The sequence below is a fragment of the Candidatus Binataceae bacterium genome, from assembly GCA_035308025.1.
GTDB lineage: Bacteria > Desulfobacterota > Binatia > Binatales > Binataceae > JAJPHI01.
This window is the reverse complement of sequence record DATGHL010000030.1, coordinates 78,399-91,442: the sequence shown is the minus strand read 5'-3', so window position 1 is coordinate 91,442 and position 13,044 is coordinate 78,399. Positions and strand designations below refer to the sequence as shown.

The window sequence follows — 13,044 nt, the reverse complement described above, 5'->3', positions numbered from 1 at the left end:
GCCGGACGACTGCGCGCTCTTCAATATTTATCAAATCGCTCGAACTATTGCTGGCCGGCGTTGCGCTGGAGGTACGCGAGGATGGCGCGCTGCTCCGCGGGCGTCGGCGGCGCCTGTCCAGCCTCGGCGATTTTCGAGCGCATCGCGAGCATTTGCAACTCCCACATCGAGGCGGTCAGCGACCGCGGATCGTACGCCTGATGGCAGCCGCCGCAGCGTGCGACGTATAGCTGTTCGACGGCACTGCCGGCCTCGGGCAGCGACCGGGTACATCCGAATAGCGCGAGTGCTGTGGCGAGGAGGGTCAGCCCACGCTTGAGCCACTGGCGAAGATTCATTCGACAGGACGGCGACGATCGGAGCACTCAACCCCATCGCGCTGCCGGCAGCAGACGGCCGAGTTCCAAGCGCAATTCGGCAATCAGCGAGCGTCGATCCGATTCTTCAAGTGTTACTTTACGTTCACTCTCAGGGCGCAGCCAGACCGGTTGCAGCCGCATCGGATCGGCGGAGGAACGCGGAAAAATGTGCCAGTGCACGTGCGGCTCCTGATTGCCGAGGCATTCGTAATTGAGCTTGATGGGCGACGTGACCGCGTTGATTGCTTTGCCTGCCGCAAGCATCTCGTCGAGCAGCTCGTGGGCCTCGCCGCGCGGCATCAGATGAGGCTCGACGACGTGGCGCTTGGCGAAGAGCACGCAATAGCCGCGATAGAACTGCGCGTCTCCCAGGATCATCCAGCTCCTCGGCAGCTCGGCGACGAGATCGGGAAAGCTGCCGGCGCGCAGCCGATCGATGATCGCGCAGATGCCGCAGGGGCGGGCGGCGCCCTCAGGCTGGGGCATCGGGCGGTGGCTCCGGCTGAACACTGATCAGCTTGATACGCGCGTGGGTCAGCAACTCCTCGATCGTGTGCAGCTTGTAGGGCTTCTCGTAAAAGACGCTGCGGATGCCGGTGTTGATCAGAACTTTCAGGCAATGGATGCACGGGGTGTGAGTGACGTAGATATCGGCGTCGCGAATCGCGACGCCATTGCGGGCCGCCTGCGTGATCGCGTTGATCTCGGCATGGATGGTGCGGAAGCAGTTCTGCTCAATCTCGCCGTCGGGCGTGCGCGATTCGTAGATCAGGCAGCCGACGTCGAGGCAGTGCGGCAGCCCGGCAGGCGCGCCATTGTAGCCGGTTGCGAGGATGCTGCGGTCGCGCACGATCACCGCGCCGACCTTCGCCCGCGTGCAGGTCGAGCGCTCGGCCACCTGCCGCGTAATCGTCATGAAGTATTGATCCCAGGATGGTCGTGTAATAGTCATCGCGTGGCTTCAATTCCTTGAGCGCTTCTGGAAGCACGAGGACAGCTTGCGGATTATTTCGGCGAAACGCAGGCGCCGCAACCCTCGGGATCGCCGAGCGCTTCAAAGATCCGCCAGCGTAATAGCGCGCAAGCGGCGGGCGCGCCGCCGCAAGGCGCCGTCAAAGGTTGCGAACTTACATCCATGTCCGGCGGAGGCAACGTGCAGGCTGTCGGCGAAATCCAGTCCCTGGTCGTACCAGCGCAGCGCCGCTGTCACGGCCGCGGGATCCTCGGCTTCTACGTTCGGAAACTCAAGCACCCGCCGGAGCGCGGCCGCGATAGTCCCGCGGGCGAGGCGGTACGCGCCGCGCAGCACCCATTCAAGTTCGAGCATGACGGTTTTGGCTATAAAGACGCGCTCCTGAGCACGCAGGAAGACCGCGGCGCGCGCCGCTTGCGATGGTTCATCGTTGACGATGATGCGCACCAGGACATTAGTATCGACGGCAATCACCGGTGTTTGCGCGCTTCGACGTTAATCGCCTCGGTCATCTCCTTGAGGCTTTTGCGCGGTCCGCGATAGTCGGCGGCGCCGATCAGCGACGCCCAATCGGATGAGCCTGAGACGCCGGGCTTGAGCAAAAGGCCGGCGCCGTGTTCTTCGAGGAGGAATTCCGTCCCGGGACTCCATCGACGGGCAACACGCAGCGGTTTCGGCAAAACGATCTGTCCCTTGCTCGACAGTCGCGTGCGATAAGTCATTGTAAGATTATAGGTAAGACCGACGCGACCCGCAAGTTTTGCCGGTCAGGTCTCAGACCCTTAAGTAACCGCGGCGGTTCAAGGTCTGCCGATCAGCCAAGCTTCTTGCGGACTCGGCTCGGGGGACGCGCGAGTTCCTCGCGGATCGCAGCGACGAGCAGGGGGAACATCAGCTCGTGATGCCCGGTCAGCATCAGACCGCGGCCCCCACCTTGAGTCGGACGCTCGACAACATTCATACGCGGCCGGTACTGACGGAGAAAATCCATGTCAGCCGCGGTAAAGGCCTCGACTGTGCGGCCGAGGTTGCGCGCGAGGTTGAGCGCCTTCATAAAGACCTCGGGCATCAGCACCGCGGAGCCCAGATTGATGACGACGCCGCGCGAGAGTTCGCCGACCGTCGCGGCGAGTCGATGGAAGTCCGCCATCGTCGCTGCGCCGATCGCGGCGCCGTCGGCCGCCGGATGCATGTGTACGATGTCCGAGCCGAGCGCAACATGAATCGTCGCGGGCACGCCCTTATCGTAGGCGGTGGCAAAGATGCTGCTGTCGCAAAACTTGAAGTGTCGCTTTAATATCTCGCGACCGACGATCTCGCCGTAACCGCGACCCTCGTCCATCGCGATCTTGGCAAACTCGTTGAGGATCGCGCCGGTCTCTTCGGCCATCCCGAAGCTGCCGTCGGTCAGCCCGGCGCCGACGTCCTCGGAGGTGCGGCCGGCGTAGGCCAGTTCGAAGTCGTGGATCATCGTCGCGCCGTTGCCGGCGAAGCCGGTGATGATGCCATCGCGAATCAAATCGCAGATGATCGGGCCGAGTCCGACTTTGATCGGATGCGCACCCATCTGGAGCAGGACCATCCGGCGGGAGCGATGGGCCGCGGCGACGCGGCGCGCGAGCTCGCGCAAGTCGCGAGCGGCGAGGACATCCGGCAGCGCGTCGAGAAAATCGGCGACCGCGGCGCCCGCGGAGAGCGGCTTGGCGAACTGGTTGCGCGCGACTTTGCGCGAGAGGGTCGCGAGTTTGCGGGTCGTCGCGCGGGACGGGTCGAGCGGACGGAGCTTCATCGATTGGCGCCGCGCACGGCAGATTCGCGCATCGGCGCGATGCTAACGAATTGTCGCGAGAGTGGATAGCCATCATGCCCATCATGCTTTTTCGCGATGGGTGCGTGACCGCCCTTTTGTCTGACGAAGGAAATTCGGCTATCACGATAAGCCATGGCCGAAGTACTCGAAACCGTCAGGTTCTACTACGACTACAAGAGTCCTTTCACCTGGCTGGCCTTTGAGCCGGCGCTCGACCTTGAGCGAAGTCATCGCGTGCAAATCGTCTTCACGCCGCACGGCTTCGATTTTCGGGCTTTTGGCGGCGATTTGCCGCAGCGGACGGAACGCGATTGGTTCAAAGTCCGCTACCTCTACGAGGACGCCCGCCGTTTCGCTCGCGACCGCGGGATTATCATTCGCGGGCCGCAGAGGCTTTTCGACAGCCGCCTCGCGCTCACCAGCGGAATCTTCGCCGAGCGCAACGGACGCTTTCGCGAATACTCGCGGCTGGTCTTCGCGCGGTTTTTCGCGCGCGAGATCGATCTCGAAAGCGTCGATGCGCTCGCCGCGGTGATCAGTGAAATTGGTCTCGACGCCGCCGAGTTTCGCCGCTTCGTCAACCGCGATGGGCCGGCGGCGCTCGCCGACGCGCTGGCGCAGGGCGAGCGCGATCATGTTTTCGGCGTGCCGATGCTGATCGTCGCGGGCGAGCCATTCTGGGGCAACGATCGGATTGCGTGGATCGTCAAGAAACTCGACGCGATGGGCCTGCGCCGTTGAAAGTAACAGCGTGATTACAGAGGGGGACCGCGGAGGCGCAGCAATGAAATATGGCATCGCCGTGCGCAACATGGGGCCGCAATCGACGACCGCGACGATTCGCGCCTGCGTAGCCGCTGCCGAGTCACTCGGCTTCGACGCGGTCTTCGTCTCTGACCACCTCTGCATCCCGCCGGACGAGACTGAAGGTTCCGGGGGCCGTTACCTCGACGTTCTCGCGACGCTCGCCTACCTCGCCGGCGCGACCGAACGGATTCGTCTCGGCATTTCGGTGCTCGTGCTGCCGTATCGGCCTGCGGTGCTGACCGCCAAGCAGGTCGCCACCATCCAGGAGCTCTCGGGCGGACGGATGATCCTCGGGGTCGGCGTCGGCTGGATGAAGCCTGAATTCGCCGCGCTCGGCGTCGACAAGCGGATGCGCGGCCGGCTCAGCGACGAAACCCTGCGCGTCATCAGACATTTGTTCACGCGCGACGCTGAAGCCTACTGCGGGAATCTCGTCAGCTTTCCGCCCTTCGTCTTTTCACCGCGCCCGCAAGCCCCGCCGATCTGGATCGGCGGCAACGGTGACGCCGCCGTGCGACGTGTCCTCGAGTTCGGCGCGGGATGGCATCCGATGCTCGCGGCCGACAAACTTGCCCCGGCCGTTACGTCGCTGAAGAGTCAGATGCGCACGCAAGGCCGCACGGACGATCTCGAAATCGTCGTGCGTCGCGGGATGAAGTTTGACGACCTCGGTGCGGCACGGGCGCGAGTCGAGGCTGAACGCGAAGCCGGCGCGACCTATTTCATTCTCGATTTGGGCCGCTATGCGAGTGCGAACGAGTTCGCGACGCAGGCCGAGACGTTCATCTCAAAGGTGGCCTGACGCGAGCGCCATGAGTTAGAAGTGTTTGCAAAAGTGGTCGGCATTCACCACCCGGGCAGCGTTTATTGTCATCCTGAGCGAAGTGAGCGACGCGAACGGAGTCGAAGGATCTCGGACAGCTTCGCGTCAGCGAAGCCGGTACCGGTTTTCTGCCGCAGCCTCCCGCATACGCTGCATCAGGACAAAAATAACGGGGCCCCATCCGCCTGGATGAAGGCCCCATTCTAACTCCGTACCGGGTTAATTACTCAGGCGGCTTGCGCGCCGATTCCTTTGAGCGCAGCGCCTTCCTTGAGTGGCGTCGCCTGCCACTTTTTCAACTCCGGCATCACCTTGGTTGCGAAGCACTTGAGGTTGCGTTCGGCTTCGTCGAAGGGCATTCCGGCATAGGCGAAGTTGCCCATCACCCCGTCCATGTTGATGGTTTCCTGCATGAAGCGTAGCTTTTCGAGCACCTGCGCGGGCGTCCCGAAGGGCATCAGCTCGGCAAAATCTTTCGCCGCCTCGTCCATGCCGTGCTTGGCGATATATTTGCCGACGTGGCTGTAGAATTCGTAGCTCTTGTGCGAGCCAAATTTTTCCGCCGTCATTTCGTAGTGGCGCATTGCCGTGTGGTAGTAGTCGGTGATGTACTTCATCCCCAACTCCTGCGCGCGCGACTTGTCCTCGTCGACGAAGATGAAGCCGCCGCTCAACGGATGAGGCGGCTCGGTGCCGTTCACCTCGCGCCACACTTTGTGATAGACCGCGAAGTCCTGCTTGACCGCATCCCACGGCTTCTGCGGGATGACCAGCACGCCGACTCCGAGCTTGGCCATGATCGGCATCGATTCCGGCGAGACCGCGGCGGCATAGGTGCGTCCGCGGAACGATCGCGCCGGGAAGGGGCGGATATCGCGGCGCGGCTGCTTGGTCATCGCGCCGCCCTCCATATAGCCCTTCTCCAGCGCGTTCAAAATCAATTCGGCGTACTCGACGAAGAGCGCGCGACCTTCGTTCTGATCGAGCCGGAAGCCCTCGTATTCGATCCGCGCCAGCCCGCGGCCGATCCCGAGGATGAAGCGGCCGTTCGACAGGTGGTCGAGCACTGAAACCTGCTCGGCGACGCGAATTGGATCGTGCCACGGCAACACCACGACCATCGAGCCGAGCTTCACTTTCTTCGTCGCGCCGGCCATGTAGGTGAGAAATTGCAGCGGATCGGGGCACATCGTGTAGTCGTCGAAGTGATGCTCGATCGACCAGACCGAATCAAAGCCGAGCGGCTCGGCCATCTCGGCCAGCCGCACCTCGTGCCGCCAAACCTCAGTATCCGAAAGAGCATTGCCGGGATTCTGAAACACCGCACCATAACCGACGTGCATTGAAGCCTCCTGACGAACGGCGGAGCTGATATCGCGCATACGGCCCGATGTGCCGTCACGCTTCCGCCTGATGATTGCTTAGCGCACTTCGCCGCCGCGCTTCAAGTTGCACGGTGACGCGGTGACACTCGCATCGAAGCTCTGTTAGGCTCCCTCGGTTGGCGATTCGCCAGCGGAGGAACGATCTATGGCACGGGCAGGGCAAGCTGGTTCGGCGCTGCGACGGAATTATCTAGCGGCGCTTGTAATGATTGTCACGGTAGCTGCAGGCGGAGTCGCCGCAGCACAGACAGCCATCACCGTGTGCGTAAACGACAAGACCGGGAAACCCACTTTTGTCAAAAGTGGGCAAGGCTGTACGTCGAAACAGACGGCGGACACGTTGGGTGCGACGGGTCCGGCCGGGCCAACTGGGCCAGCCGGACCCACCGGGCCTGCTGGAGCGGCGGGCGCAGCCGGACCGTCAGGACCAGAGGGACCCGCCGGTCCCGCTGGACCAGGAGTCAACGTCACCACGGGTTTCGCCAACACGGCGGTCGGCCTCGACACATTGCTCAACAACACCACCGGCAGCGGCGATACGGCCACCGGCTTCGAAGCGCTCGAGAACAACACCGCGGGTGTCAACAATACGGCTACCGGCGACTATGCCCTGCTGAGCAACACTACAGGAGATTTAAACACGGCCGATGGACTCAACGCGCTACTCAGCAACACCACGGGCACCGGCAACACCGCCATCGGCGTGAGCGCTCTTTATTTCAACACCGTCGGCAGCAACAACACAGCTACCGGCTACGGTGCCCTCACCCAGAACACCACCGGGGCCCAAAACACGGCCAGCGGCCTGAGCGCCCTCAACAACAATACCTCCGGCGCAGCCAACGCGGCCTTCGGCGCCTTAGCCTTGTTCAGCAACACCACGGGCACCAGTAACGCCGCCAGTGGCGCGAGTGCCCTCAGTAACACCACAACTGGCAGCAACAATACCGCTAGCGGTGCAAGTGCCCTAAACGATAATACCATTGGTACCGGCAATACGGCCGCTGGAGCAAACGCGCTCGTAAACAACAGCACAGGCGGCAGCAATATTGCGATCGGCGAAAGTGCTGGCAGCAATCTCACTACCGGCAGCAGCAACATCGATATATACGATGCCGGTGTCGCGGGGGAATCGAACACGATCAGGATCGGCACCACGGGCACCCAGACCGCAACGTTTATCGCCGGCATTAGCGATACTGGCGTTTCGGGGGGAGCCGCCGTCGTGGTCAATTCGGACGGACAGCTCGGGGTCGTATCCTCCTCAGCGCGCTACAAGCGCGACGTCCGCGACATGGGCGACGCCAGCGACAACCTGATGCGCTTACGGCCGGTGGCCTTTCGCTACAAAGCCGACCCGACCGGGACTCAGCAGTACGGCTTGATCGCCGAAGAGGTCGCGAAGGTCTATCCCGAGCTGGTGGTCAACGGCACCGACGGCAAGCATGAGACGGTCGCCTATCACGTCCTCCCAGCGATGCTGCTCAACGAGATGCAGAAGTTGAAACGGGAGAATCAGTCGCTGCAGCAGCAGGTTAGCCAGCTCGCGCACAAGGATGCGCAAATCGCCACGCTCCAGCATGAGGTGTCCGTGCTGAAGCAGAAGGACGCGCAAATCGATGCGCTGGCCGGACGCCTCGACGCGCTCGAGCAGCAAGCCCGCGCCGCGCATCCGGAGCGCTTCGCGCAGCTCTCCGGCAAGTAGCGTAAGATTCAATCGGTGAAGCTTTCAGTTATCGATCAATCGCCGGTGCCGGAGGGCTGCACGCCCGCCGACGCCTTGCACAATACGATAGAACTGGCGCGCCTTGCCGATCGGCTTGGCTACGCGCGCTACTGGATTGCCGAGCATCACGCGATCCCGGCCCTGGCCAGCCCAGCGCCGGAGATTCTGATTGCGCGAGTCGCCGCCGAGACCTCCACCATCCGCGTTGGCTCGGGCGGCGTGATGCTGCCGCATTACAGTCCGTTCAAGGTGGTCGAGAACTTTCGCCTGCTCCACGCGCTCTATCCCAACCGGATCGATCTCGGGATTGGACGCGCTCCGGGCGGCACGCCGCTCGATTCCTTCGCGCTCTGGCGCGATCGCGCGCACTATCCGCCGCCGGATGATTTCGGCCAGCAGATGGTCGAGCTGATAGCTTTTCTCAATCATGATTTTCCGCCCAAACATCCGTTCAGCCAGATCAAGGTTTCGCCCGAGATGCCGGGGGGGCCCGAGGTCTGGCTGCTCGGTTCGAGCATGTGGAGCGCTTCGGCGGCGGCGCAGCTCGGTTTGCCTTACGCCTTCGCGCATTTTATCGAGCCCGGACCGGTGCAGGCGGCGATCTCACACTATCGCGCGAACTTTGCCGCGGCCAAATCTGGCCTGCGGGCCCCGCATGCGATACTGGCGTTGGGCGTGGTCTGCGCCGAGACTGACGCCGAGGCCCAGCGGCTGCTCGCGAGTGCCCGTCTCTTCCGCCGCCGCATCCGTCAGGGTGACGTGCGGCCCATCCCGACCGTCGCGGAGGCCCTGCGCGAACTTGGTCCCGACGCCGCGCCAATCGCGCATGAGCAGACCGGCGAGTATCCCCGCTACGTCGTCGGCGCGCCGGAGCGGGTGCGCGATCAGTTGACGCTGATGGCCGATGAGCTGCGAGTAGATGAGCTGATGGTCGTGACGATCGTACATGACCATCAGGCGCGCCTGCGTTCCTACGAATTACTCGCGCAGGCGTTCGCATTGCCGGCGCGATGACGCGACTATTGGTTGGCCGCCGAGGCCAACAGAACCGCGGCGCGGCCGCGGATCAGATCCGCGGCTTTCTCGGCGATCATGATGGTCGGCATATTCGTATTGCCGCTCACCAGCCGGGGCATGATCGAGGTATCCACGACGCGCAACCCCTCGAGGCCATGCACGCGCAATTGATCGTCAACCACCGCGAGCTCGTCATGACCCATCTTGCAGGTGCCCGCCGGATGAAACGACGTCACGCCCGCGTCGCCGATCCAGTCGTCGATTTGCGCGTCGCTGCGCACCTCGGGTCCGGGCCATAGTTCGGCGCCACGAAAGGCGCTCATCGCGGCCTGCGCGACGATCTCGCGGCTGACCTTGAAGCCCTCGCGCAGCAAGCGGCGGTCGGACTCGGCTTCCAGATAGTTGGGTTCGATAATCGGATCGGCCAATGGATCGGCCGAGCGCAGCGCAATATAACCGCGGCTGCGCGGCCGGCACTGGCAGTTGCGGACATAGAAACCGTGGCGGCGCACCGGACCGGTGCTGACCCCGCGATAAACCAGCCCCGAGCTAAAATGATACTGGGTATCCGCCGCGCATTCTCCTGCCTGCGTCTTGATAAACCCCGAGGCTTCGAGCCCTACGCTCGCCAGCGGCCCGGTCCCGTATATCAGATAGCGCACGAGCGACCACGCCATCCGATGGGGCGCCAACTCCCGATACAGCGAGACCGGCAACGGACAGCTCACCTGCAGGTCAACCGCCAGATGATCCTGCAGATTTTGCCCGACGCCCTTGAGATCGATCACGGGCGCGATCCCCAAGCGGCGCAATTGTGCGGCATCACCGACCCCGGAGAGCATCAGGATTTGCGGCGAGTTGATCGCGCCCGCGCAAAGGATCACTTCGCGCGCCGCCCGCACCTCATGGGTCCGCCGCCCAGTCAGATACTCCAGCCCGACCGCTCGCGTCCCCTCGAACAGAAGCCGCCGCGTCCGCGCTTTCGTGACGACGCTCAAATTGGTGCGGCCCAGCGCCGGACGCAGGTAGGCAACCGCCGTGCTTTGACGCCGCCCGTCCGCGCAGATCGTCGAGTAGAGCGGGCCGAAGCCCTCTTGCGTGCCGCCGTTGACGTCAGGGTTATACGGATAGCCTGCCGCCTGCGCAGCGTTCAGGAAGGCCTCTGTGATCGGATTTATGGCAGCGTTGACCGTCACCTTAATCGGCCCGCCAGTGCCATGGTATTCGTCGGCACCGGCAGCAAAGTCCTCGGAGCGGATGAAGTAGGGCAGCACGTCATTATACGACCAACCGACGTTGCCGAGATTCCGCCAACGATCGTAATCGCTGGCATTCCCGCGCATATATACCATCGCATTGATCGCGCTCGAACCGCCCAATACTTTGCCACGCGGCCAATGCAACTTGCGACTCTTCAGATGCTGTTGCGGCTCGGTGAAGTAAGTCCAGGAATTCAACCCATAGAGCTTCATCGGCAGCGCGCCCGCCGGAATATGAATCAACGGATTGCGATCAGAGCGCCCAGCCTCGACTAGCAGCACACGCACGTCCGGGTCGGACGACAGGCGGTTCGCGAGCACGCAGCCGGCCGAACCGGCCCCAACTATGATGTAATCATAGTTTGCGAGGCTGTTATTCGGTTCGTACAGCATGTCTTACGTGTTAACACATTGATAAAGATGATCTAGCACATCATGTATAATAAATTCCTTCAAAGCAGGTAGAAGCTTCTTTCAGCATCTAAATTCACCTGTTTTTCATTAACTAGATGTTTTTAGCAGTTTAGACCGGATTCGAGCAGTCGTAAAGAATATTTATCTTGTCGGAAGCAATTGGAGGCGCTTGGTGAGCCATCGGGACGTTTACTCGAGAATGAATAATGTCGCATTTCCGGAGGCTCGCGACAGCGTTGAGGGCCTAGGCTTTCACCAAACCGCTACAAACGCCTCGCTGCACCGCTGCTGGCGGGGGAGAGCCGAATCGCCCTGAACAAGAACAATTCCCGCCGCCGAAATTTTGGGCCGCTCTCCTGCGAAGCCCTCGGACATTGATCTATTCCCCCTAGTGGGATGATATGCGGCGAGCGTCGTGCTTTAAGGGAGAAAGCCAGATGACTGCAATGCTTGAGGGTAAAGTCGCGCTGATCACCGGCGCCGGCTCCGGTATTGGCCGCGCGACCGCGCGGATTTTCGCACGCGAGGGTGCCCGGCTTGTCCTCGCCGACGTGGTCGAAGCGGGCGGTCTCGAAACGCTAGCAATGATCAAGCAGCAGACCGGCGCCGAGGGCATCTTCGTCAAGGCTGACGTCGCAAGCGAGGCCGACGTCGAAGCCCTGATCGCCAGCGCGGTCTCCAGCTATGGCCGGCTCGATTGCGCCTTTAACAACGCCGGCATCGGCGGTGCCGGGCGGCTGACGCACGAGTACACGCTCACCGAATGGAATCGCGTCATCACGACGAATCTGACCGGAGTGTGGCTCTGCATGAGGGCGGAGATCGCCCAGATGCTCAAGCAGGGCAGCGGCGTCATCGTCAACACTTCGTCGATTATGGGTCTGACCGGCGCGATACGCGTGCCTGCCTATACCGCCGCCAAGCACGGCGTGGCCGGACTGACCAAGGCGGCGGCGCTTGAATATGCCCGTCACGGAATCCGGATCAATGCTGTCTGTCCGGCGCCGATCTACACGCCGTTGCTGATGAGCGCATTTGAGAAGCGGCCCGATATGGAGGCGCGCTATGCCCGCTCAGAGCCGATGAAGCGCATCGGCCAGCCCGAGGAGGTCGCCGAGGCGGTGGCCTGGCTCTGCTCGGATCGCGCGTCATACGTGACCGGTCTGCCGATGCCGGTTGATGGCGGCTACATGGCGCAGTGAACTTATTGGCGAGTCTCTGATTCCCGTGACGCGAAATGGCCGGGGAGCAGCTTGGCGAGGCGCTCCGATGCCACCTCCTCAACCTCGTTGGGCGGCAGCGGGCCGAGCTCGAAGGGACCATAGCCAATCCGGATCAGACGCGCGACTTGGAGCCCGAGGTGTTCCAAGATAGTCTTGATCTCGCGATTTTTGCCCTCGTTTAGTGTCATCGTCATCCAGCAGTTGCCGCCCTGATTGCGATCGAGCGTCGCCTGAATCGGACGATAGTAGATGCCGTCGACCGTGAGGCCGCGGGCCAATCGCGCGACAACTGACGTCTCCGCGTGGCCGTGCGCGCGAATCCGGTAGGTGCGTGGAAAGAGTTGCGCCGGATGCTCGAGGTATCGCGCCAGCCCGCCGTCATTCGTGAGGAGCAGGAGCCCTTCCGTATTGATGTCGAGGCGGCCGACAGAGACCACGCGCGGCAGGCCTTGCGGTAGTTTGGCGAAGACCGTCGGGCGGCCTTCGGGGTCGCGCGCGGTCGTCACCAATCCGGCCGGTTTGTAGTAGCGCCAGAGCCGAGTCGGTTCCTGGGCCGCGATCGCTTTGCCATCGACGGCGACCTTGTCGCCCGCGCCGACCATCGTCGCTGGGTGGCTGACGATGGCGCCATTGAGTGCGACGCGGCCCGCTTCGATCATCCGCTCGGCGTCGCGGCGCGAGGCCACGCCCGCCCGCGCCAGGAATTTCGCAATTCTTTCTTTCTCCACGTCGCTGGAGCAGTTCATAGGAGCTCGATGAACTCCGTGACGGAGAGCCCGGCCTGATCGAGGATGCTTTTGAGGGTCCCGCGCTTGAGATCTTTGCGATGGAACGGAACAGTCACAAGGCCCCGGCGGGAAGGGTGCCGAAAAAACCGATGCGAACCCGTGCTGTGATCCAGAAAAAAACCTGCCCGTTGCAGCGCCCGGATAAGATCGACGGACGTACAGACGGGCAAGCGGGGCATTTGGTCTAAATCGTTACCGCGACGCGCTCGACGCTCGCGAGGCCAGGTTCAATCGGAATCTCCTCGCCATGCGCGAGCAGGCTTTCCAGATACCCGCGAATCGCGTCCTTCACCATCTCGCGAGCTTCCTCGAGCGTATCGCCTTCGGTCACAAGCCCTGCAAGAGCCGGCACGGTTACGGTGAAGCCGCCCTCCGGAGCCGGCTCGAAAACTGCGGTGTACTGGAACTGCGGCACGCCATCACCTCATCGCGTCTGTGCAATCAACAAATCCCTGAGGTC

Annotated in this window: 15 protein-coding genes; 5 read left to right on the top strand and 10 right to left on the bottom strand. The window is 62.6% G+C overall.

Going from position 1 to position 13,044, the window contains the following annotated elements; translation table 11 throughout:
* Positions 1–44: 44 nt before the first annotated feature.
* From VKS22_09500 to VKS22_09475, 6 genes are all read right to left on the bottom strand, one after another.
* Positions 45–338: a hypothetical protein gene (locus tag VKS22_09500; protein ID HLW70843.1), complete on the bottom strand. Its 294-nt coding sequence runs from the start codon at positions 336–338 to the stop codon at positions 45–47.
* 27 nt (positions 339–365) lie between these two features.
* The gene (locus VKS22_09495; protein ID HLW70842.1) at positions 366–845 is read right to left on the bottom strand and encodes an HIT family protein; all 480 of its coding nucleotides are present in this window, start codon (positions 843–845) and stop codon (positions 366–368) included.
* Complete coding sequence (locus VKS22_09490) at positions 832–1,311, bottom strand: dCMP deaminase family protein (protein ID HLW70841.1); 480 nt, start codon at positions 1,309–1,311, stop codon at positions 832–834. The genes VKS22_09495 and VKS22_09490 overlap by 14 nt, the downstream gene beginning before the upstream one ends.
* Positions 1,312–1,413: 102 nt before the next feature.
* The gene (locus VKS22_09485; protein HLW70840.1) at positions 1,414–1,806 is read right to left on the bottom strand and encodes a type II toxin-antitoxin system VapC family toxin; all 393 of its coding nucleotides are present in this window, start codon (positions 1,804–1,806) and stop codon (positions 1,414–1,416) included.
* On the bottom strand, positions 1,803–2,054 hold the full coding sequence (locus tag VKS22_09480) for an AbrB/MazE/SpoVT family DNA-binding domain-containing protein (GenBank protein HLW70839.1): 252 nt from the start codon (positions 2,052–2,054) through the stop codon (positions 1,803–1,805). The genes VKS22_09485 and VKS22_09480 overlap by 4 nt, the downstream gene beginning before the upstream one ends.
* A 92-nt stretch (positions 2,055–2,146) precedes the next feature.
* Complete coding sequence (locus VKS22_09475) at positions 2,147–3,121, bottom strand: hypothetical protein (protein HLW70838.1); 975 nt, start codon at positions 3,119–3,121, stop codon at positions 2,147–2,149.
* Positions 3,122–3,274: 153 nt separating this feature from the next.
* On the opposite strand from VKS22_09475, the gene VKS22_09470 reads away from it, so the two are divergent.
* Entirely contained in the window at positions 3,275–3,883 is a 609-nt protein-coding gene (locus VKS22_09470) for a DsbA family protein (protein ID HLW70837.1), read from the top strand.
* Between the two features lie 43 nt (positions 3,884–3,926).
* Entirely contained in the window at positions 3,927–4,751 is an 825-nt protein-coding gene (locus VKS22_09465; GenBank protein HLW70836.1) for a TIGR03619 family F420-dependent LLM class oxidoreductase, read from the top strand.
* A gap of 248 nt (positions 4,752–4,999) precedes the next feature.
* On the opposite strand, the gene VKS22_09460 is transcribed toward VKS22_09465, so the two are convergent.
* Positions 5,000–6,115, bottom strand: coding sequence for an LLM class flavin-dependent oxidoreductase (locus VKS22_09460; GenBank protein ID HLW70835.1), 1,116 nt, complete (start codon positions 6,113–6,115; stop codon positions 5,000–5,002).
* A 550-nt stretch (positions 6,116–6,665) separates the two neighbouring features.
* Here VKS22_09460 and VKS22_09455 point away from each other — a divergent pair.
* Together VKS22_09455 and VKS22_09450 are read left to right on the top strand one after the other, a co-directional pair.
* Positions 6,666–7,862 carry a tail fiber domain-containing protein gene (locus tag VKS22_09455; protein ID HLW70834.1) on the top strand — a complete coding sequence of 399 codons (1,197 nt, stop codon included), beginning with the start codon at positions 6,666–6,668 and terminating at the stop codon, positions 7,860–7,862.
* A 15-nt stretch (positions 7,863–7,877) separates the two neighbouring features.
* Positions 7,878–8,897 carry an LLM class flavin-dependent oxidoreductase gene (locus tag VKS22_09450; protein HLW70833.1) on the top strand — a complete coding sequence of 340 codons (1,020 nt, stop codon included), beginning with the start codon at positions 7,878–7,880 and terminating at the stop codon, positions 8,895–8,897.
* A 5-nt stretch (positions 8,898–8,902) separates the two neighbouring features.
* On the opposite strand, the gene VKS22_09445 is transcribed toward VKS22_09450, so the two are convergent.
* Complete coding sequence (locus VKS22_09445) at positions 8,903–10,552, bottom strand: choline dehydrogenase (protein HLW70832.1); 1,650 nt, start codon at positions 10,550–10,552, stop codon at positions 8,903–8,905.
* 458 nt (positions 10,553–11,010) lie between these two features.
* Between VKS22_09445 and VKS22_09440 the strand changes: the two genes are divergently transcribed.
* On the top strand, positions 11,011–11,775 hold the full coding sequence (locus VKS22_09440) for a glucose 1-dehydrogenase (GenBank protein ID HLW70831.1): 765 nt from the start codon (positions 11,011–11,013) through the stop codon (positions 11,773–11,775).
* Positions 11,776–11,777: 2 nt separating this feature from the next.
* On the opposite strand, the gene VKS22_09435 is transcribed toward VKS22_09440, so the two are convergent.
* Both VKS22_09435 and VKS22_09430 read right to left on the bottom strand, forming a co-directional pair.
* A complete protein-coding gene (locus tag VKS22_09435) occupies positions 11,778–12,542 on the bottom strand; it encodes a pseudouridine synthase (GenBank protein HLW70830.1) in 765 nt (254 codons plus the stop codon).
* A gap of 226 nt (positions 12,543–12,768) precedes the next feature.
* Positions 12,769–12,999, bottom strand: coding sequence for a type II toxin-antitoxin system HicB family antitoxin (locus tag VKS22_09430; GenBank protein HLW70829.1), 231 nt, complete (start codon positions 12,997–12,999; stop codon positions 12,769–12,771).
* Positions 13,000–13,044: the final 45 nt, after the last annotated feature.